20 protein-coding genes are annotated in these 19,431 nt (G+C 42.7%); 2 read left to right on the forward strand and 18 right to left on the reverse strand.

Features of this window, described 5'->3' with window-relative positions:
* Window positions 1-286 (forward strand): IS30 family transposase (locus G541_RS09435; RefSeq protein ID WP_035163010.1); only part of this gene is annotated, 286 nt, incomplete at its 5' end.
* Window positions 287-380: 94 nt separating this feature from the next.
* Here G541_RS09435 and G541_RS0105535 read toward each other — a convergent pair.
* The 10 genes from G541_RS0105535 to rpsO all read right to left on the reverse strand — a co-directional run bounded on the left by G541_RS0105535 (window position 381) and on the right by rpsO (window position 11,820).
* A complete protein-coding gene (locus G541_RS0105535) occupies window positions 381-1,802 on the reverse strand; it encodes a zinc ribbon domain-containing protein (protein WP_027826785.1) in 1,422 nt (473 codons plus the stop codon).
* 23 nt (window positions 1,803-1,825) lie between these two features.
* Window positions 1,826-2,779, reverse strand: a complete 954-nt coding sequence (locus G541_RS0105540) for a DUF6574 domain-containing protein (protein WP_027826786.1) — start codon at window positions 2,777-2,779, stop codon at window positions 1,826-1,828.
* Window positions 2,780-2,839: 60 nt separating this feature from the next.
* A complete protein-coding gene (locus G541_RS0105545) occupies window positions 2,840-3,946 on the reverse strand; it encodes a glycoside hydrolase family 3 protein (RefSeq protein ID WP_027826787.1) in 1,107 nt (368 codons plus the stop codon).
* 270 nt (window positions 3,947-4,216) lie between these two features.
* Complete coding sequence (locus G541_RS0105550; RefSeq protein WP_009551799.1) at window positions 4,217-5,545, reverse strand: DEAD/DEAH box helicase; 1,329 nt, start codon at window positions 5,543-5,545, stop codon at window positions 4,217-4,219.
* A gap of 3 nt (window positions 5,546-5,548) precedes the next feature.
* On the reverse strand, window positions 5,549-6,508 hold the full coding sequence (locus G541_RS0105555) for a DHH family phosphoesterase (RefSeq protein WP_027826788.1): 960 nt from the start codon (window positions 6,506-6,508) through the stop codon (window positions 5,549-5,551).
* 54 nt (window positions 6,509-6,562) lie between these two features.
* Window positions 6,563-7,645: a DNA polymerase IV gene (gene dinB, locus G541_RS0105560; RefSeq protein ID WP_027826789.1), complete on the reverse strand. Its 1,083-nt coding sequence runs from the start codon at window positions 7,643-7,645 to the stop codon at window positions 6,563-6,565.
* 66 nt (window positions 7,646-7,711) lie between these two features.
* Complete coding sequence (locus G541_RS0105565; protein ID WP_027826790.1) at window positions 7,712-8,566, reverse strand: hypothetical protein; 855 nt, start codon at window positions 8,564-8,566, stop codon at window positions 7,712-7,714.
* 56 nt (window positions 8,567-8,622) lie between these two features.
* Window positions 8,623-10,497, reverse strand: a complete 1,875-nt coding sequence (locus tag G541_RS0105570) for a ribonuclease J (protein WP_027826791.1) — start codon at window positions 10,495-10,497, stop codon at window positions 8,623-8,625.
* Window positions 10,498-10,517: 20 nt separating this feature from the next.
* The gene (dapA, locus tag G541_RS0105575) at window positions 10,518-11,390 is read right to left on the reverse strand and encodes a 4-hydroxy-tetrahydrodipicolinate synthase (RefSeq protein WP_027826792.1); all 873 of its coding nucleotides are present in this window, start codon (window positions 11,388-11,390) and stop codon (window positions 10,518-10,520) included.
* Window positions 11,391-11,550: 160 nt separating this feature from the next.
* Window positions 11,551-11,820 carry a 30S ribosomal protein S15 gene (gene rpsO / locus G541_RS0105580; protein WP_009551811.1) on the reverse strand — a complete coding sequence of 90 codons (270 nt, stop codon included), beginning with the start codon at window positions 11,818-11,820 and terminating at the stop codon, window positions 11,551-11,553.
* Window positions 11,821-12,095: 275 nt separating this feature from the next.
* Here rpsO and rpsT point away from each other — a divergent pair, with 275 nt between their 5' ends.
* A complete protein-coding gene (rpsT, locus tag G541_RS0105585; protein WP_009551813.1) occupies window positions 12,096-12,356 on the forward strand; it encodes a 30S ribosomal protein S20 in 261 nt (86 codons plus the stop codon).
* Between the two features lie 53 nt (window positions 12,357-12,409).
* Here rpsT and holA read toward each other — a convergent pair whose 3' ends face one another.
* The 8 genes from holA to G541_RS0105625 form a co-directional block, all read right to left on the reverse strand.
* Window positions 12,410-13,462: a DNA polymerase III subunit delta gene (gene holA, locus G541_RS0105590; RefSeq protein ID WP_051174570.1), complete on the reverse strand. Its 1,053-nt coding sequence runs from the start codon at window positions 13,460-13,462 to the stop codon at window positions 12,410-12,412.
* A 15-nt stretch (window positions 13,463-13,477) separates the two neighbouring features.
* Window positions 13,478-15,718: a DNA internalization-related competence protein ComEC/Rec2 gene (locus G541_RS09440; protein WP_051174571.1), complete on the reverse strand. Its 2,241-nt coding sequence runs from the start codon at window positions 15,716-15,718 to the stop codon at window positions 13,478-13,480.
* Between the two features lie 3 nt (window positions 15,719-15,721).
* Complete coding sequence (locus tag G541_RS0105600) at window positions 15,722-16,195, reverse strand: ComE operon protein 2 (protein WP_009551819.1); 474 nt, start codon at window positions 16,193-16,195, stop codon at window positions 15,722-15,724.
* A gap of 49 nt (window positions 16,196-16,244) precedes the next feature.
* Window positions 16,245-16,946, reverse strand: coding sequence for a helix-hairpin-helix domain-containing protein (locus G541_RS0105605; RefSeq protein WP_035163012.1), 702 nt, complete (start codon window positions 16,944-16,946; stop codon window positions 16,245-16,247).
* Between the two features lie 68 nt (window positions 16,947-17,014).
* Window positions 17,015-18,034 (reverse strand): SepM family pheromone-processing serine protease, encoded by a 1,020-nt coding sequence (locus G541_RS0105610; RefSeq protein WP_027826795.1) that lies wholly within the window; start codon window positions 18,032-18,034, stop codon window positions 17,015-17,017.
* Window positions 18,021-18,506, reverse strand: coding sequence for a pantetheine-phosphate adenylyltransferase (gene coaD, locus G541_RS0105615; protein WP_027826796.1), 486 nt, complete (start codon window positions 18,504-18,506; stop codon window positions 18,021-18,023). Before coaD ends, G541_RS0105610 begins: the two co-directional genes overlap by 14 nt.
* A 1-nt stretch (window position 18,507) precedes the next feature.
* On the reverse strand, window positions 18,508-19,068 hold the full coding sequence (gene rsmD / locus G541_RS0105620; RefSeq protein ID WP_027826797.1) for a 16S rRNA (guanine(966)-N(2))-methyltransferase RsmD: 561 nt from the start codon (window positions 19,066-19,068) through the stop codon (window positions 18,508-18,510).
* Complete coding sequence (locus G541_RS0105625) at window positions 19,065-19,373, reverse strand: YlbG family protein (RefSeq protein WP_009551828.1); 309 nt, start codon at window positions 19,371-19,373, stop codon at window positions 19,065-19,067. The genes rsmD and G541_RS0105625 overlap by 4 nt, the downstream gene beginning before the upstream one ends.
* Between the last annotated feature and the right edge of the window lie 58 nt (window positions 19,374-19,431).

Consider the following 19,431-nt stretch of genomic DNA (forward strand, 5'->3'; position numbering starts at 1 on the left):
CGATAACGGCTCCGAGTTCGCGGATCTATCAAATCTTGAGCAAGTTTCCAAGACGCTTGTGTATTATGCTCACCCTTATACATCCTGTGATAAAGGTAGCGTAGAGCGGCACAACGGGCTTATCAGACGCTATATTCCTAAGGGAGACCGGATAGATAAGTACAGCGTGGAAGACATTGCTAAGATCGAAGTATGGTGCAACTCTCTTCCTCGAAAGATCTTAAACTACAAGACTCCAGAAGAGTGCTTTGACATAGAGCTTGACCATATTTATCGACACAGATAGTCAAAATCTACCAGATGCTATTGGCAAGTGTTCAATTTATTATTGCAATTGGCGTCTGCTATTTAATAAATAAATTGTGGTGGATTTAACGCCATTAGTCTTCCAGTGTCCGTTCCCAATCAGGTTCCGTCCCGGTTTTACCAATTGCTTTGATCTTGTATGAGCCATCCTCTTTTTCAATCTCAGCATTGTTATAAGTAAACTGTTGGATCTTCACTGAATCTTCATTGTTGAAACGATACTTAACGGAGTATGAGATCCGTGCTTTGTTCTTTTCCAAAGGTGCAATACTGTTGACCTTAACAACTTTAACGTCCTGCAGATTGTCCCCAATACTGTTAAAGAAAGCAACCAACTCATTGTAACCATCATTATTTTCGCCATCAATAAAGTCATCATCAGCCACAGAGCTATCTTCGCCATATTTCAAGCCTGAAAAGGCATCCGCCAGCAGTTCTTCAGCGGCTTCTTTATCAACCAACCCGTCATAGTCAGGGGTGATCGTATTGTTACCTTTATCAAGTTCCTTTTCGATAGAAACCGTCTTAGATTTGACCGTCTTGCCATCGAACTTAGTTTGCAAGTACAATTTACCCCCATCGGTTAATGGATAATCCGTAAACTTCTTTTTACCATCCTTATCCAATGAACCAACTTTTTCGCCATTGATATAAATCGTACTATTTTCTGGCCCCTGGACAGTAAACGTAGCTGTCTTCAGATTCAACTTTACCTGGTTATCCTTACCGTATGTAATGTATTCCGTTTTGACTGAACTCAGCTTCTTACCCTTTACAGTACCTGTAGCTTTGAAAGTATACCGCCCTGGTAAGATTGGGCCAACTTTAACTACCTGGGAAGCAGCGGTTGTCGTTGTTAATTTCTTATCATCCCGGTATACCTTAACCCCACTATGGTTGGTATACAATTTCACATATACCGGTTCAACTTGGAGCTTATAAGCTGGGAACACTAGTAACCGGTGACCAGACTTGACCCAAGTCCACCTGCCATAGGTCATATTCGAGGTTAAGGCACTCTTCAAGCCATCAATTGTCTTTTGATCACCAGTAAACATCTTCCGAAATGCATTGGCTTCATCCTTTGAAATCTCTAACGAAGAATCACTACTAGTCAGGTATGGTGACACGTCCCCTTTACTGTCGGCTAGTTCTGTCAAAAAGCGGTCCATCTGTTTAGCGCTGGTATAGTAGTTGCGCCCAAAGAGGTAGCCTCCCAGCAGCACTACTAAAACAATTACAGCCGCTACAATTCCTTTATTCGTTTTCTTGGACTGGTTAGCAGGACTTTGCCGACTATATTGTTGTATCTCTTGTTCTTGCGGTTGTTCCGCCATTGGCTGTGGCTCAGGAGTTACTGGTTCTGCTTGGACTTCCTGAGATTCCGCAGGTTGACTAGGCTCAGCTTCCTGGAGTACCTGCCCACAGTTTGCGCAGAACTTTTCATCTTCACTGACTGGATGTCCACAGTTAGGACAAAATTTGTTAGCTGCCATTGCTTACTCCTCCTTGCTGGTCTTTAGTTATTCAACAGACGGTCAATAACTTCTTTAAATACTTCGTAATAGGCTCCGTATAATACGGAATATGCAATATAATAAATAATTGCATCAACCAGATAGATCGCAAATGTTGCATAAAATCTATCAAACTTTGGCTTAACGATTTCATAACCTGTGGCAAGAATAGCAATTGTCCAGACAGCTAACATCAAACCAATAACTACCAGGGAGAATTTCATCCCACTCAAGTTTTGGTCAGAAATCATCATTACACTTAATAGGAACAACAAGTTCAATGGCAATAGATAAACTGATTTATGTGCAATATTATTGATCATTGTCACAAAATTTGGGTGTTTAGCTTCTGAAAAACTTTGCTCAACCAAGTAGTTAACCCCAATCATTGCAAATGCTGCGATCACTGTTATTGAAAAGAAAGCAAAGAACACGTAAAATCCAACCCGGCTTTCAATCGTTGGGTAATCTGTAACAAATGAATTGATCAATGCACTGGCAACGCTCATTACTGCCCTAGCAATCTTTCTAATCAAGAGCATAATTGATAACCCAAAGAGGATTCCTTCAATCAGTAAAGTTATTGCTCCCGCATACTTCGGTCCCTCTTGGGGTGTAAAAGGCTTCTTGCAGGCACTAGCTAACCAGCTCCAGTAATTGCCAGCAACCTGCTTCATTTTCTCATTATTTACCACAGCTGTTTTGACAGCTGGAGCAGGTTGTGGTTGAGCCGTTGCTTCAGCCTGCTCTACCGCCTTGGGCTGTGGCTCAGGCTGGGAGGATACTTTTTCTGTCACTGCTTGTTTCTCTACCACTGGTTGCTGTGATTGTGGTTCGGCTACTACTTCTTCTAACACAGGTTTTGGTTCAGTTTTCTGAACAATTGCTTGACCACAACTTGTACAAAACTTTGCACCATCTTTTAGCTTTGCACCACAATTAGTACAATATTTCATCTAAATCATCCCTTTTTGTATTTATTAGTAGACTTATTATACCATTATCTTTATAAAAATTTAATATTTAAGGATGCCTAATTTAGCCTTCATTTTTAAGATCCGCGTTACCGACCGATTAATTTGTTTAGTAGAAATATTTCCCCGCTTAATCTCAGCTTTAATCGCCGGAATTCCAGTCTTATAATCTGAGCTTAAAAGCATGTCATTGCCCGCCATAACAGCTAAAACATCCGCATTAATCTTCTTTTCCTGGGCAAACTTAGTGACTGCCCCCATGTTCATATCGTCAGTGACAATAACTCCTTTAAACTTGAGTTCCTTACGGACCAAATCATGAACCGGCCTGGACAAAGAGGCTGGCTTGCTGCCATCAACGCTTTTTATTACCACATGACCTACTAATAGCGAATCAGCTCCCGCCTTGATCCCGGCCACAAAGGGTAAAAAATCATTCTGACGAAAGACATCCAAACTACGATTATCACTCGCAAAACCGACGTGGGTGTCAGCTGCTGCCCCATAGCCAGGGAAATGCTTCAGTGTTGCGCCGACCTTTTGCTTCTGAATCGCTGGCACTACCTGTTTAACGTAGTTAGCCGTTATCTGATAGTTTTCACCTAAAGTTCGCGGATAAATAAAGCTTCCCTGGTCAGTAGTAACATCAGCAACCGGAGCAAAGTTCCAGTTAATCCCCAAGCCATGCATGATTTTGGCTACAGCACTATACTCAGTAACCACTCCCGCCATACCTTTTTGCTTATACACCGTCTGGGGTGCAGGAAATTTCCTATTATTAGTCAGTCCTGGATATGTACTTAATCGCGAAACAGTCCCTCCTTCTTGATCCGTCGCAATGAAGGCACCGTATCGACTTGCTTTTTGCAGTGCCTGGTCTTTAGCTTTCATTGCTTGTGCATCCTGCTTGGCAAAGTCACTTCCAAATAAAACGATCCCCCCCAAATGGTAGTTTTTGCTATCGGAAATCATGGTATCGATATTGCCTGAACTGGGGCTGACATACATTTGGCCTATTTTTTCATCCAACGTCATTTTCTTTACAATTTTATTGATTTTCTTATTGGATACCTTCTTAGCCTGGACAGACCCACTAACCAAAAACAAACCAAGACATCCTACCATAATTTTTAAGAATAATTTTTTCATCAAATATCCCCCTATCACCTAAACTAACTCAGCATGTGCCCCATTAATTATAAAAGCAACAAAAATCAATATCAATAAATTATGTTTTAACCTACACAGCAAGTCATTTGGCTAAACCAAGACGAGGAATAACGCAGATGTAACGATCTTCGTTTGCCCTCAGCGACTAGATTGGCACTTGTTTTTCTATACTATCTGTGAGTCAGATTAACAAAAAAGAAGCTGGTGAGAAAATAGCATTTTCCCCCAGCTTCTTTCTGGATAATATTATTAACCCCGCCGCCGTTGTTGGCGCCGTACTTGCCGCTTTTCTAACTTTTTCTTTTGTTGGCGATCTTTTTGGATAGCTTGTTTAATTTTGCGCTTATAGCCTGGTTTGCGCTTTTTCTTTTCTTTTTTAACCATTCCGACCAGACGTGGATCTAGTTTTTGTTGTCTTACACGACGCTTATCCCGCCGGTTACGATCATATGAATCCACCAACTCATGGTTCCGCAACATCTGCGGCTTGAAGTGGATCCCCATCTTTTCTAGTTCAACAATCATCTGGTCTTCACCCGGACCATATAAAGTAATTGCCGTCCCGGCCATTCCATTGCGCCCTGTCCGACCAACCCGGTGGATGAAGAATTCCAAATCTTCTGGGATGTCATCATTGATTACCAGCGAAACACCTTCGATATCGATTCCCCGGGCTGCCAGGTCCGTTGCAACGACAAACTGATAGTCTAATTGCTGCACTTCACGCATGATTCGTTTCCGTTGCCGGGGTTGAATGTCCCCATGGATTTTAGCCACTTTCAATCCTTGTGCCCGTAAATACGCGGTTAATTCATCAACCCGCTTAATCGTGTTGGCAAAAACCAACGCCAAGAATGGTTCTCCCATCGTCAACAGTTGATAAATCAACCGGTTACGGTCTTTCCCCTGGGTCGAAATCAAAATATTTTCAATAGTAGGACTAATTACCGTCTTGGTTTCTACTACTTCCACTACTGGATTATTCATATACTTACGCAAAAACGGCTGTAATTTAACCGGAATGGTAGCTGAAAAGACCAACATCTGTAAGTCCTGTGGCATTGTGGACGCAATCGCATCTACGGGGGCTAAAAAGCCCATATCAAGCGTCATATCAGCTTCATCAACTACAAAATAATGTGCTTTATGAATATCAAGGGCATTAGTCCTGATCAAATCAAGAATCCGTCCTGGCGTTCCGATAACAATTTGTGGTTGGTGGTGCTGTAATTTTTCTACTTGGCGGTGCTTGTCTGTTCCCCCAACATAGTTAACCACCTGAATCGTCTGATCCGCATGCTGAACAATTTGTTTAGCAGCTTTATAAATCTGATAAGCTAATTCCCGACTAGGGGTTGTAATTACAGCTTGCACATAGTCATCAGCGGTCACATTCTGCATGATAGGTAGCAAGAAGGCATGGGTTTTCCCACTACCAGTCTGTGACTGCCCAACCACACTGCGTCCATCTAGAATCATCGGAATCAAACGTTCCTGTACTTCCGTTGGTTCTGTAAAGCCAATCTCTGCTAGTGCGTCGTTAATAAATGGTTTAAATTCAAAATCTGTAAATTTCATAAATTATTCTGTATCTCCTGTATCCTTAGCGGCGATCTGATCTAACTTAGCAACAAACTCAGGAATCTGGGTAGCATCGCTAATCATCGCGCCACTTGCCAATGGGTGACCACCACCACCATATTCCTTAGCCAGCTCATTGATATGAGGACGTTTGGACCGAATTCGTAACCGGTATGACCCGTCACGCTGTTCAACAAATACAGTCCAACAAATAATTTGTGCAATCTTACCCAACAACGGAACCGCAGAAGATGTACCTGCATCGCCTAAATCTAGTTCTGCTAAGACATCCTTAGTCAGGACAATATATGCAGCATCATGTGCGGTAAATTGCATATTTTGTAAAACATAGGCTGCCAAACGGGCCTCAGGCTTGCTGATTTCATCCAGTTTCCGGTTAATCGCCGCAGCCGCAATCCCTGTGTGCATCAGTTGGGCCGTTACTTCCATCGTGTGCGCAGTAGTACCAGCATACATAAAACGTCCCGTATCACCAACAATCCCAGCATACAACTTAGCAGCCGCTTCTTGATTCAAGACTAAAGTTCCCGCAGCAGCGTTGACCAAATCTACAATGAGCTCTGAACAACTGGAAGCCTCAGGCCGCACCAACATCAAGTCCCCGTACGGGTCGTCATTCGGATGATGATCAATCTTAATCAAGAACTTACCCGTAAGATAACGGTCATCATCGACCCGGGGCCGATTAGCTGTATCAGTAACAATTACCAAAGCATCAGCATAAACGGAGTCTGCTATTTCTTGTTCTTGCCCAATCCAAGCCAAACCAGGTTCATCCTTACCTACCTGGTAGATCTGCTTTTGAGGGAAAGAAGCCCGCAAAATTGTCGCCAAGCCACACTGCGAGCCAAAAGCATCCGGATCAGGGCGCTGGTGACGATGAATAATAATCGTGTCAAACTCCTTAATTTTTTCAATAATTTGTTGTTCTACTGTCATTTTTCTCCTCACATCACTATTAATAATTAAGTATACAATACCTAAATATAATTCTTAAAGTTTCAAATCAAGATTAATATCTTTATAATCAATTGACTCTAGGGTAGTTACCCCTATTCCCAGCAAACGGACATCAATCACCGTAGCTTGAATCGCATCAAACAGCTTCTGGCCTTCTTCGACCAATTCTCCAACTTCTGTTGCTCCGTAATCTGCTAATGTGATCCGTTTCGTAAATGTCTCATAATCGCTATTCCTAACTTTTAAAACAATTGTCTTGCCATGTAGATGATGACGAGCTAACTCGCGGGTTACCCGTTGTGCCAACTTGGTTAATTCCGTCGTAACTTCAATCCGCGTCGTTAGCGGTTGATCAAAGGTCCGTTCGCTACTAACTGACTTTCGTTGTGCCGTTGCAGCAACTGGACGACGATCTATTCCCCGTGCGCGTTCATAGAGGACATAACCGAACTTGCCAAATTCTTTGATCAAATCTGCTTGTTTCCACTGGTACAAGTCGGCACCATTTTGAATATTAAGTGCCAGCATTTTAGGCAAAGTCTTTTTCCCCACGCCCCGAAAGGCAGCAATTGGCAAGGGAAACAAGAAGGCTAGCGCATCCGTTGCATCAATCACCGTATTTCCCGCCGGCTTGCAGTAATCTGAAGCTAATTTAGCCATGAACTTATTATAGGATATTCCCAGCGAACAATTTAGCCCCGTCACTTGCTCGATATCATTCCGAATGGCCGCCGCTACCGCCACTGCTGATTCAAGCTGCTTTTTGTTTTGTGTAACGTCCAAATATGCCTCATCAAAAGCAACATATTCTACAATATCAGTATACTCATGAAAAATAGTATGAATCTGCTGGGAAACTTGTTTGTATTTAGCAAAGTCAGGTTGCTTAAAAACCGCGTGGGGACACAATTCCCATGCTTTTTGCGTACTCATCGCAGAATGAATTCCATAGCGCCGCGCATGGTAGTTAGCAGTCGCCACTACACCCCGTCCCCCTGTTTGGCGCGGATTTCTTCCCACTACCAAGGGGAGGTTACGCCACTCGGGATGATCCCGCATTTCCACGGCTGCATAAAAAGCATCCATATCAACATGAATTATCTTGCGCTCCTCCATGTTTGCCAGCTAAATCACCCCCTGCTTTACTGAGTAAACCTCATCTTTATTTTAGCATGAATACCGTTAAACTACCCATTCTTGCAGCGCTGCTTCTAGGCGTTGTAGCAACTTGTTCTCACTAGGAACGGTAGTATTTAATGGTGCCATAGCAATCATTTGGATTTGTTCAGACGTGAGCGTTTTAAAGACAAAGGGGTACATAATTTGTAAGCGTAGTCTGACCTCACCTACTAAGGCTTCATTAGCTGTTGTCTGTAATGAGGCTAAAACTTTTTCCCCGATTTCAGTCTGTTCCACCGCAGGTAATTGAGCCGGAATAACCGTTACTTGTTCCTGGTTGAGATTGATTAATGCCACTTCTTCTGTCACACCTAACTGCCGGAGATCATCGACAATACTTGCTCGTAGTATAGGGTGCACATTGCTATCAACCAGCCATTGGCGACTATAAGCAATAAAATCAGTAGTCGGCAAAGCATGGGCCATAGCAAACAAATCCCGCTGTTCAAACACAGAATACGCTCCTAAGTATTGCCACTTCTTCTTTATTTCAGGATGTTCCTGCTGATAGCGAGTAAGAGTTGTCGCAACTACCTGTTGGCATGCTTCTTTTTCAGCAGATGTCATGTACGGTGTTAGCAGGATTAATAGCTGGACAACGTTAATATTTTTACCTGCCATAACACCTGCTTTCAGATACTTTGAAAATAGTGCATCATCAGCAATGTACTCGGCTAAGTAATCTGCAGCAATTGCGTAGGCATCGGCATACTGCTTGCCAGCAAAGGCAGCCGTAAACAGCAAATGGTTCGTCCGCATTGATTTTTTGCTGACATATGCTTGCAAGAATTTTTCATAAGCAGCGGCATAATTTTTTTGCTCTAAAAACTGCTCACCTGCAGTTACGTTAACATCCATATTTTCCTCCCCATAAGCCAAAAAACGAAGGTAACTCCGACCTTCGTTTTGACTACTTAGTTCTTTTTATTTTCTCCTGCTGAAGCCGGCTTCTTCCGTTGTGTCCGCCGAGCGCGATGTGCTTGTTTTTTCTTAGGTCCAGTGGCTTTATTGTTGCTTTCACGCTTTTTAGGCCGTTTCTTGGTCCCCTTGCCTTTTGTAGAGCCTGAATTAGCATTGTCTTTCTTATTGGACTGACCTTTATTCCGCCGGTGGTTATATTGGTTAACTTCCATAATTACCGGCAAGATAACAGGATGGCGTCCAGTTTGCTCATACAAGAAGTGATTCAATTTATCTCTAACATCTTGCTTCAACTGGCTCCAGTCAAATTCTTTATTATCAAGATTTTGTTGGACTGACTTACGGACAATCTCAGCACTTTCATTCATCAAGTCACGACTGTTCTTAACGTATACGAAACCGCGCGAAGTGATCTTTGGTGAATCAATAATTTTTCGCTTTCGCTGGTCAATCGTCACCACCGCGATGAAAATACCATCCTCAGACAACAGTTTCCGATCATGTAAGACGATATTACCAATATCACCCACACCAATACCATCAATCATCGTATTGCCAACCGTGATCTTTTCGGCCACAAGCATCTTGCCCTTTTGATATTCTAAGACATCACCCTTGCTAAGAATGAAAATATCCTTCGGCGCAATTCCTAATTCTTTGGCCCATTCGGCATTAGCAGCCAATAGCCGGTATTCACCTTGAACTGGGACTACATACCGTGGTTGCAATAAGTTCATTAACAATTGCAAGTCGTTACGACTAGCATGCCCGGATGAGTTGATTTCGTCCGAAATTGCCTTAACTTCTGCGCCAGCGCGATAAATCATATCGCGGGTCTTGGCCACCATTGTTTCCATTGCATGTGATGGGGTCGTCGTGATGTATACCAAGTCACCCTTGTGCAATTCGATATTTTTGTGCCGTCGCAATGCCATCTTTTGTAGTGACTTTAATGGTTCTCCTGACCGCCCCGCTTCAAGAACTACAATTTGGTCATCTTTGTAGTTACCAATTTCGGAAATTGGTACTAGCAAATCATCTTCTGGCAAGTGGAGTTTGTCTAATCTGATGGCTGTTTGCACAATCTTTTCGAGGTCGCGACCTGTCAAAAAGACTTTCCGTTCATTTTCCGCTGCCGCATTCAAAACCTGCTGAACTCGCAAGATATTAGAAGCTTTGCATGCCACAATAATCCGTCCAGCCTGGTATTCGAAGTTAGAACTGATCAGGTCAGCAATTTCATATTCATCAGCAACTTGTTGCCGGTTGTCAGTATTTTCTGCGTTGGCTGAATCTGACATCAAAGCCAACACCCCACTTTGCCCAATCTGGGCTAAGCGAGCAAAATCTGTTTGATATCCGGCAGCTGCCGTTTGATCAAACTTGAAATCACCAGTATATACAATGCTTCCTTCATCCGTGCCCAAGACAATTCCTAATGATTCAGGAATTGAGTGGGTCGTCTTGAAGAATGACACCGTTGCATGCTTAAAATCGATCTCTGTCTTCTCCGTCACCACATGGAAATCGTTGAATTGCTTAGCCTTGCTTTCACTTTCACAAGCAATCTTGGCTAATTCGATGGTTAGTTCCGATCCAAAAACCGGCACATCAAATTCGCTGACAAAATATGGCAAAGCCCCAATTGCATCAGCATGGCCGTGGGTTAAAAAGACCCCCGCAATATCTTTTTTGCGTGTCCGCAGATATTCAAAATCTGGAATCACAATATCAATACCAAGTAATTCGTTTTCTGGATACTTGAGTCCACAGTCTAAGATGAAGATTTCATCATTAATTTCAACAGCGTACATGTTTTTCGCGTTTTCACGTACCCCGCCGAAAGGAATAATCTTAACTGAACTCATTATCTTACCTCACTTTATAGTTAGATTTTTAATTTCTTAAATAATTCTTGTTCTTGTTCCGCGTTAAGCGTCAGGATAGGAAGCCGGCAACCACCTACGGCAACGTCGAGATGATTCAAAGCGGCCTTGGCTGGGCTTGGTGATGGGTGGGAGAACAATGCTCCCATTGCTGGCATTAACCGCCGCATAATAGCAGCTGCTTTAGCTGTATCATGAGCATCAAACGCATCATACATTTCTTTCATTTGATCGCCATAGATATGACTGGCAACAGAGATGATCCCTTGTGCTCCAAACATCCGTGCATCTAAAGCATCAGCATCTTCACCACTGTAAACATAGAAGTCATCTGGTGTTAATTCAGCCAATTGGGCCAAGTTTTCGTTCCCTAGGCAATCCTTGATCCCAATGATGTTTTCATGTTGAGCTAACTGAACTGCCGTTGCTAAATTCATTTGAACCCCAGTTCTCCCAGGAATGTTGTACATAAAGATCGGCAAATTAACGTTGTCTGCCACAGTAGTAAAGTGAGCAATCATTCCTGCTTGGTCAGGCTTATTGTAGTACGGAACCACCACTAAGGCTGCGTCAACCCCAGCAATCTGCCCCACTTCGTTGGTAAAGGCAATTGTCTGTGCCGTATTGTTAGAACCTGTTCCCACAATCAATGGTACTCGCCCAGCAATAATTTCTGTGGCCCACTGAACCAGCTGAATCTTTTCATCATGGGTCAATGTTGGTGCTTCACCAGTCGTCCCCAACAATAATAAAGCTTCAGAACCATGGTCTAATAAATGGTTAATCAAGTTAGCTAGCAAGTCACGATCAATGTGGCCTGCTTGATTGAATGGAGTAACCATCGCAGTAATAATTCTTGCGTTATCAAAATTCATTTCTGTTACCTCTCTTCATTAAAAGAAACAGCAAATCAAGCTTCCTTTGCTGTCAAACCGTAAATCCTATCTTGAATATATATTATAGCACACATTCACTTGGTAAAAGTTTATTGCATAAAAAAACAGCAAGGCGATAACACCTTGCTGGAAAAAAATATTAACGACGTAAGCCTAAACGCTTGATCAATTCACGATATGCTTGTAAGTCATTGTTCCGTAAGTAAGCCAAAAGGTTACGACGGTGACCGATCTTCTTCATCAAACCACGTTGAGAAGCGAAGTCCTTCTTGTGTTGCTTGATGTGTTCGTTTAATTCGTTAATATCAGCAGTTAAAACTGCGATTTGTACTTGGGCGGAACCAGTGTCGCCTTCGTGAGTTGCGTATTCAGCAATAATTCTGTTCTTTTCTTCTTTTGAAATAGCCATTGTCTATTTCCACCTTTCATTTTAAAGTCACCTCAAACCGAGTTGACCGCCGGTGAAGCGGGTATACTAAGTAAGAGGTCGTTTTACAACATCACTTAATATACTAGAAGTCACCACAAAATGCAACTACCTCTTTAAAGAGTTCTGTCAAGGAAATAATCTTGACAGTTAATGATTTTTTTATTGCATTGTTGATAGTGCTCTTGTATAATGGTTAATGTTAAAAATTAATGATGACCGATACGGAATCATATAAGTAGGCGGAGGTGAATTTCATGCCAATCATCAAATCTGCAATCAAGCGCGTTAAGACTAACGAACAAGCTCGTTCCAAGAACGCAAGCCAAATGAGCGCAATGCGGACTGCTGTTAAGACTTTTGAAAAGGCTGTGACAGCTGGTTCTGATAACGTTGAAGCTTTGTTTAACAAAGCAGTTGCTGCCATCGATAAGGCACAAGCTAAGGGCTTAATCAAGGCTAACAAGGCTTCCCGTGATAAAGCACGTTTAGCTGCACGTTTAAATGCTAACAAGTAATTGAATAATTACCTTTTAAAAAAAGCGAGTAGGATAATTCCTACTCGCTTTTTTTAGCTGACATTTTTTCGTCTGCTAAATTCTAGCATGAACAATTGGAACATTAATTCAGGATCCTGACGGCTGGATTTTAGTTTCTCTTCAATTTCAGCCAACCCCAAGTATGCTTCTTTCAAATCTTGCCGTGAAAAGTGGTTAGCCTTTTGCATAGCTAGCTTTACCCGGTATGGGTGGGTTTTGAGGACGGCAGCAATATTTCCCTGCGCATACCCATGCTTCCGTAAAATTTGCGTCTGCAACAACAAGCGGAACTGACTAATCAAGATCGAATTGATACTCAGGGGTTCAATCTTTTGTGTCAATAAATCATGATATACGCGGAGGGCAGCTGGAACATTTTTAGCGAGAACAATATCAACTAAGCGAAAAATATTCTGCTCCAATGTCTGGGTCACCACTGCATCAACGATTTTTTCTGTTATCTTTTTTTGTTCGCCAACTGCTACTTTGAGCTTGGGCAACTCATTCATCATTAACTGCAAACTCGCATCTGTTCGCTCTAAAATTAGGTCTAATGCTGCCCGATCAATCGTTAATCCTGCCTCAGTCACTTTGTTAGCAAAGTAATTGCGCACTGCAAATTCGTTCATTACACTGTTGTCAACAATGACTGCACTCTTCTTGAGCTGCTTAACAATTTTCTTGCGTTCATCGAGCTTTTTGTATGGCGCAAAGATCACTAAAACAGTTGACGAAAGTGGATTTTGGAGATAGTCAGCAAAACTAGCTGTATCATGTTCAATCTTACCTTTAGTCTTTTCGCCTGTTAAAAATATTGGATTCTTGATTATTACCAACCGGCGCTCACCAAAAAACGGGATTGACATAGCATCGTCAGTTGCTTGGGCCAAGGGGGTAGTTTTCATATCGTATTGACCAATATTAAAACTAGCTTGCTCACTAGCGATTAATCCCATGAACGCCTCTTTAATCGGGTTGAGAAAATAGCTTTCTTCCCCCAACACCAAGTAAACAGGTGCTACTTCTCCCTGTTTTAGTTGTTCAAACAACTTGTTAATCGTAATAGTTCCTTTATTAATTGCCATTTCATCACCTATTCTTTACTTGTGTTCAGCCTGCTCATTGGGGGAAAACGTCATAATCTCCTCATGCCAGCCTTTTTTAATTTTGATCATCCCGACCTCTGCGGTATTCATAAATGGAATTTTTCTTTCGTTGAGTTTGGTAACCGTTTCTTCGCTGGGATGATGGTAACGATTATTTCTTCCGGCTGATATTATTGCTATTTGTGGCTCAACTTGGCGTAATAACTCAATACTAGTCGCCGTTTTACTCCCATGGTGGCCTAGTTTAAGGTAGTCGATTTTAAGATCAGGATTTTGATGCAGAATTGCTTTTTCTCCTGCCTGGTCTAAGTCACCAGAGAAAAAGAACCACCGTTGCTGCCAGTTATATACTAGGACCATTGAATCTTCGTTTTTCCCCATTCCTTTTTGAATTGGATGTAACACCGTCATGCCCCGAAATGGAAGTTTGCTCCCTGCAACCACTGGGTGGATAGTAGTTGGTTCTTGGATCTTATTACGAAAATGTTGATTGTGTTCCATCCCCCATGGAACATAAATTTCTCGAACAGCAATACGCCACATTATACTTGGCATATTCCCTGTATGGTCTGTATCTTGGTGTGTCAATAATAATCCATCCAGATGATCAATTCCCTGGCTCAACAGATAGTTTACAATTATTGTTTCCCCATTCGTCCTTCTTGACGCACGTTGGCGCCACCGTTCACGGTTAAACGACACCTGCCCACCAGTATCAATCAGAACTACTTGCCGATTAAAACGCTGGCGCAACAGAGTCGCATCTCCTTGTCCAATATCAAAATAGACTACTTCATCACTTAAAGGGAAATGAATGATCCCATAATTAAGCAACAGCATGCTCATTAACAGTATCTTTACTATCTTTTTGCGGACTGCTACCTGATGATAGAGGAGCATACTTATCATACCAATAACAGTAATTAAGGCAGGTTTCCCATATGTAATCGTAGTTGGCCACTTAGCCATGCTTTCCCATACGGCAGATATGCCTTTCAAAATCTCCTCACACCCGTTAAATCCGCCAGGCCAAATGCTACCGACAATTGTACTAGGTAAAATAAGTACCTGAAACACGGGCATGACCACTAGTGATAAGGGAATGGTGAGCCAATTCCACTGAAAAGTATGCCACACCAAGAGCGGAAAACTAACCAGATTTAGCCGGACACCTAGCCGTAAACTTGATATTTCTTGACTCAATAACAAGACCATCGTCAACAAATAACTTAACTCAAATCCCAACATCTGCACCTGAAACGGACTCCACAATAGGTTACCTGATAACACTACTGCCCATATGGTCAAGCTATGCACAGGATAATGTAAAATATCCCGCAAAAAAATCGTTAATTCGACCATTAAAACAGCCCGTATCAAACTAGGACTCTGGCCTGCTATAATCAAAAAAACTGGCAAGATCCCTAGTAATATCCAGTTGCTCGTTTCCCGACTAATATGAAGATACTGACCACACTTTTGAACGAGGGTAACCAAGTAAAAAACGTGCATGCCTGACAAGCAAAAAAGATATATCAAACCCAAACGCTGAATATCTGTATAGAGGGGCTCAGCTGTCTCGTTTATTCCCAAAAGCAACGCCTTACTGTACCATTTCAAGTAATACGGTAGTTTTTCCAGATATAACCGCCATTGCTGGCGCCAATGATGCACCATCCCTACTGGCGTCCCACGGGCAACAGCAACTCGCCGAATTTGCTTAATAGTCAAAACCCCCGCCAGTCTTTTGCTAGCTAGATAATGGCGGTAATCAAACTGGTTCTCATTGGTAGGCCCGCTAACTGGACGTACTTGCCCAGCAATGGTCAATACCAGGTTGTGCTTATTTTGACAATAAAAGGCTTGCTCACGCTGATCGTGACAATAGTAGTAAGCTTGGACCCGAACCTTAGGTAGCTTTTCTTGCTCCACTAAAGTCCCGACCAATGCGACCCGATCACCGTCAACTTCGACATCATCAGCATAAACTTGAAACTGAGCATGAGTGATATTACCTGGGGGCAAGTTCAGGTCGTGGCTCCGCCAATTTAACCATGCAGTAGCAGTTATATTCCAGATGAGCCACACTATTAGCCAGGACTTTTGTTGGGCCCAAATGATCCGTAGTGTTAATAGCACCCATACTAAGGCAAATAATAGCTTGTGGCTACTAGTTACCAGTAGGCTAAGACAAACCGTAGCAAGAGCTAGATAAAATACTAGCTGTTGACGCAATATCTAAAACTTATCCTTAATAACGCTATTCAAGTAGCTTGGATCAACTGACACTTGTTCAACGGCAACGTGTTTCCGTTCCAGCAGTCGGATTGCATACTCATCGTTGTTGTAGTTGCGCAAATAATGGATCTTCTTGATTCCTGCCTGCAGTAAGGACTTGGTACACTGCAAGCATGGAAAATCAGTCACATAAATCTCGGCATCTGCTGTCGGAATACCAAACTTTGCACATTGGAGGACCGCATTCATTTCAGCATGAATTGTCCGCATACAGTGACCATCCCGAATGTAGCAACCAACATCGATACAGTGGTCGTCACCTGAAACAGCCCCGTTATACCCACCAGCAATAATCCGGTTGTCCCGTACAATGATCGCCCCGACTGACAAGCGTTCGCAGGTGCTCCGCATCGATAATAGAATTGCTTGTAACATAAAATATTGATTCCATGGAATCCGCTTATCCTTTTTCATCGCTAACTTCACCTCAAATTCATTTGTATAAAGTATAACATTGTCATTCTTATATCGTCAGTTGATCCTTAATACTTGTAAAGGTTTTTTCTCCTATGCCTGATACCTGTTTGATCTCATCAATGCTTTTGAATGCTCCGTGCTCTTGCCGGTATGCCAGAATTTGTTCAGCTTTTTTCGGACCAATTCCCGTTAATTTAGTTAGGTCATCCTTGCTGGCTGTATTCAAATTAACTTTTCCTTCCGCAGTGGACGTACTAGTAGCGCCTGACGCCGGTGCTGGCGCTGTTGCAGTAGTTGGCTGTTCAATAAAAGTTACGCACTCCCCCACTGTTTCCTCACCAACCCGGGGGATATAAATCACCGCCTGATCAGCTAATTTCTGGGCTAAATTAACTTGCTGAAGATCTGCTTGCTCCAATAATCCCCCTGCCCGTTGAATAACCGTGCTCACCCGTTCATTGCTAGCTATCTTATATACACCGGGATGTTTAACCGCCCCTTTGATGTCAACATAGAGCGCTGCTTCTTTAGTTGGGGAAGAACGCTTGGCTTCTGGCGGCGCAGGTGATGTAGCAACTTTAGTCGACAAAGAGGCCACCCGGGGCGTAACTGGTGCTTTGTGGCTAGATGTCCCCCGCCGCCAACTAAAAATGATACCGATAGTAACTAATAAAAAAACAATCCCTCCATAAAGCAAGAACTGTTGCTTATGCTCCTTAATCCATTCTGTTACATATTGCCACTGCATATTTTTCCTCCTTCCTAATAAACTAAATACGAAAAAAGCCTGCTAATACTAGCAGACTTTCAGGAAAATTATGCAGTTTTTTTCAAGTAAGCAATCGCATCATCTACTGATTTAACTGGCACTATTTTCATCTTAGTATGAATCTCTTTAGCTGTTTTTTGGGCCACCTCATAGTTGGATTTTTCGCCAGGATAATGTTCTTCGGGTGCAAAGAAAATTTGACAACCAGAACGAGCACAGGAAACAACCTTTTTGTCAACGCCACCGATTTCGCCAACGCTCCCATCCGGCGCAATGGTTCCGGTTCCGCCAACCTTTCTTCCCTGCAACAGATTGTGTTTACCTAGCTGTTCGTACATCTGCAGGGTCATCATCAACCCCGCAGAAGGTCCACCAATAGCTTCCATATTGGCGGTAATTTTGACCGGCGTCTTAACTTTTAGGCGGTCACTCATAATGATCCCAATTCCGTACCGCTTACTGTTACCCAGTTTAACTGTGTGTCCGGTCAATTGTTTTTCTTTTCCTTGGTGCAACACCGTCAGTGTTAACTTGCGCCCATGGTGGCCCCGGTTGACAGCTTTTTGGTAACCAGCCGCTGTGGTATATTGCTTCCCGTCAACCTTCTCAACCACGTCACCCACAGCTAAGCGCCCTTTAAATGAAGAATTCTTTTGTACTTGCATAACATAAATTCCTTGATATACCAGACGCGCTGGATAGTGACTCTTTTGCAGTGCAACATACTTGGCATTAGCAACAGCACTATCCATATAATACTTTTGAATTCGGGAATATTCTTGGTAATTGGTGTCTGTTCCCATAACTTCACTAGCAGACAAAACATCCGTATGGGGCTTAAAAAAGTGCATTACATACGTAAATGGGGTTGCCCGTTGCATTTGGACATACACTAATTGGTATTGCCCCCGCTTTTTCAAGCGATGCCCATCCACTTTGATGAAGTGACTGATGTTTTCAGCACCACCAGGTGATTCAATATAATATGGCAACGGCAATAACATAAATAGCAATATGACTATTGCAGCTAAAATGCCACCAAATATTTTCTTATTATTTTTGCGCATACTTTGCTCTCACCGCCTGTAATACTCGGGAAGAAAGCATCCCCGAAGCATCGCCCCCAAAGCGAACGATCTCTTTTACCATACTTGATGCAATAACACTGAACTCTGGCTCAGAGGGCATAAATAAAGTTTCAATCTGCGGATCAAGTTGATGGTTCAACCCCGCAATTTGACGCTCAAATTCCGCATCGCTAGCACTGCGAATTCCCCGAACCATCAGCTGGATATCCAACTGCTGCAAAGCATCAACTGTCAACTGGTCAGCAAAGCCATGGACCGTGACATTCTTTAGTGGCGCCACTTCACCAGCAACCAAGTCTACCCGTTCGTCCAGGGTAAACAGACTTTTTTTACTAGTGTTGGTCATTACCAAAACATGCACCTGGTCAAACAAGTTGGCACAACGTTGAATAATATTCAAATGTCCTTGAGTAATGGGATCGAAACTTCCAGGAATTGCTACATTGGTCATACTATTCAGCCCCTTTGTACTGATAAACGGTCACTAAAGTAATACCATACTTTGCTTGCCGTAAGCCCGCAAATTGTGGCAAATCTTGGGGCAAATCAGCCTCAAGATCTGTTTCACACACGATAACCGCACCTGGATTTAATAGTTTTTTAGTTACCATTTCGTCTAGCATCGCAATAATCTGCTGTTTTTTATACGGCGGATCTAGGAACACATAATCAAACGTAATCCCTTTTTTTACAAAATATTCTAGTGCCCGCCACGCATCCATTTTCAGGACTTTAAATTTATCGGGATTCTTTGTGACCGCGTTGTTATCCTTGATTACTTTTATTGCCTGATATTGCCGGTCGACTTGGTAGGCGGTGGTCATCCCCCGGGAAACTCCTTCAATACTCAGCCCACCACTACCAGCAAACAAGTCCAATGCCACACCGCCCGCAAAATATGGGCCAATAATATTGAACATTGCTTCTTTCACTTTGTCAGTTGTGGGACGCGTCTTCATCCCCGGCACTGCCTTGAGCCGGCGACCACGGTATTCACCTGAAATAATTCTCATTTCTCTTCACTCTGATCCTTGATTTTTTCTTGGTCTTCTTCTGTCAGTCGATATTTACTCAGCGTTTCATCAAAATTCATATTAATTTGATTCCGCGGTGAAACGACTACTTTTTTCACAAAGCCAAGTTGCTTGAGCCGTTGTACATTGCTAGTAACTTGATCTTGATCCATGTAAATCACCACATACTTCATCCGCCGCGAAACATATATGATATCTCCAAAGCGACGCAGTTGTTTACTCTGACGAAGATGGCTAATAAAGACACTCACACTTTGGCGCTTTTTCATCTCAAAGTCGGCCACACTACTCCCCCTCTCTACTTATATCCAAAAAACAGAGCAACATTGACGTAGCTCTGTT

The sequence above is a fragment of the Ligilactobacillus saerimneri DSM 16049 genome (genome assembly GCF_000423265.1).
GTDB lineage: Bacteria > Bacillota > Bacilli > Lactobacillales > Lactobacillaceae > Ligilactobacillus > Ligilactobacillus saerimneri.

What these genes read in the sequence shown, in the direction of transcription:
- G541_RS0105535 (WP_027826785.1), bottom strand. Translation starts at nt 1,802, where the DNA reads ATGGCAGCTAACAAATTTTGTCCTAACTGTGGACATCCAGTCAGTGAA.
- G541_RS0105540 (WP_027826786.1), bottom strand. Translation starts at nt 2,779, where the DNA reads ATGAAATATTGTACTAATTGTGGTGCAAAGCTAAAAGATGGTGCAAAG.
- G541_RS0105545 (WP_027826787.1), bottom strand. Translation starts at nt 3,946, where the DNA reads ATGAAAAAATTATTCTTAAAAATTATGGTAGGATGTCTTGGTTTGTTT.
- G541_RS0105550 (WP_009551799.1), bottom strand. Translation starts at nt 5,545, where the DNA reads ATGAAATTTACAGATTTTGAATTTAAACCATTTATTAACGACGCACTA.
- G541_RS0105555 (WP_027826788.1), bottom strand. Translation starts at nt 6,508, where the DNA reads ATGACAGTAGAACAACAAATTATTGAAAAAATTAAGGAGTTTGACACG.
- dinB (WP_027826789.1), bottom strand. Translation starts at nt 7,645, where the DNA reads ATGGAGGAGCGCAAGATAATTCATGTTGATATGGATGCTTTTTATGCA.
- G541_RS0105565 (WP_027826790.1), bottom strand. Translation starts at nt 8,566, where the DNA reads ATGGATGTTAACGTAACTGCAGGTGAGCAGTTTTTAGAGCAAAAAAAT.
- G541_RS0105570 (WP_027826791.1), bottom strand. Translation starts at nt 10,497, where the DNA reads ATGAGTTCAGTTAAGATTATTCCTTTCGGCGGGGTACGTGAAAACGCG.
- dapA (WP_027826792.1), bottom strand. Translation starts at nt 11,390, where the DNA reads ATGAATTTTGATAACGCAAGAATTATTACTGCGATGGTTACTCCATTC.
- rpsO (WP_009551811.1), bottom strand. Translation starts at nt 11,820, where the DNA reads ATGGCTATTTCAAAAGAAGAAAAGAACAGAATTATTGCTGAATACGCA.
- rpsT (WP_009551813.1), top strand. Translation starts at nt 12,096, where the DNA reads ATGCCAATCATCAAATCTGCAATCAAGCGCGTTAAGACTAACGAACAA.
- holA (WP_051174570.1), bottom strand. Translation starts at nt 13,462, where the DNA reads ATGGCAATTAATAAAGGAACTATTACGATTAACAAGTTGTTTGAACAA.
- G541_RS0105600 (WP_009551819.1), bottom strand. Translation starts at nt 16,195, where the DNA reads ATGAAAAAGGATAAGCGGATTCCATGGAATCAATATTTTATGTTACAA.
- G541_RS0105605 (WP_035163012.1), bottom strand. Translation starts at nt 16,946, where the DNA reads ATGCAGTGGCAATATGTAACAGAATGGATTAAGGAGCATAAGCAACAG.
- G541_RS0105610 (WP_027826795.1), bottom strand. Translation starts at nt 18,034, where the DNA reads ATGCGCAAAAATAATAAGAAAATATTTGGTGGCATTTTAGCTGCAATA.
- coaD (WP_027826796.1), bottom strand. Translation starts at nt 18,506, where the DNA reads ATGACCAATGTAGCAATTCCTGGAAGTTTCGATCCCATTACTCAAGGA.
- rsmD (WP_027826797.1), bottom strand. Translation starts at nt 19,068, where the DNA reads ATGAGAATTATTTCAGGTGAATACCGTGGTCGCCGGCTCAAGGCAGTG.